We start from the raw sequence: 368 nt of genomic DNA, 5'->3' as shown, positions 1-368 counted from the left end.
CGCGGAGTCCAGCTTCAGCGCGGGCAGGTCGGCGTTCACCGCCGCGTCCAGCCTCGCGCCCGCAGCCGCGCGCGCCGCGCTCAGCTTCGCGGCCAGTTGCGCCAGCGCCGCCCGCGCAGCGGCCTCGTCCTTCGCCAGCGCGTCGATCCGGTCGCCCGCCACCTCCAGCGCCGCCAGCCGCGCGGCAAGATCCGCCGCAAGCTCCGGCAGCGCCTCCACCTCCACGCGATGCTTGCGCGCCATCGCCCGCAGCTCGAACAGCCGCGCCTCCGCCGCCTCCAGCGCTTCGGGCGAAACCAGAAAGCGCGACCGCACCCGTTGCAGCGCCGCTTCCACGGAATCGCCCTCCACCAGCGCCCGGTCGATCG

At 75.8% G+C, this 368-nt stretch carries 1 pseudogene; it reads right to left on the bottom strand.

Annotation, left to right across the window (positions count from 1 at the left end):
- Positions 1-368, bottom strand: a pseudogene (locus ACE3O8_RS11655) (DNA repair protein RecN); the annotation flags it as partial.

Source organism: Sandaracinobacter sp. (assembly GCF_041909755.1).
GTDB lineage: Bacteria > Pseudomonadota > Alphaproteobacteria > Sphingomonadales > Sphingomonadaceae > Sandaracinobacteroides.
The sequence above is the reverse complement of the archived record's forward strand: the minus strand, read 5'-3'. Positions and strand labels throughout refer to the sequence as shown.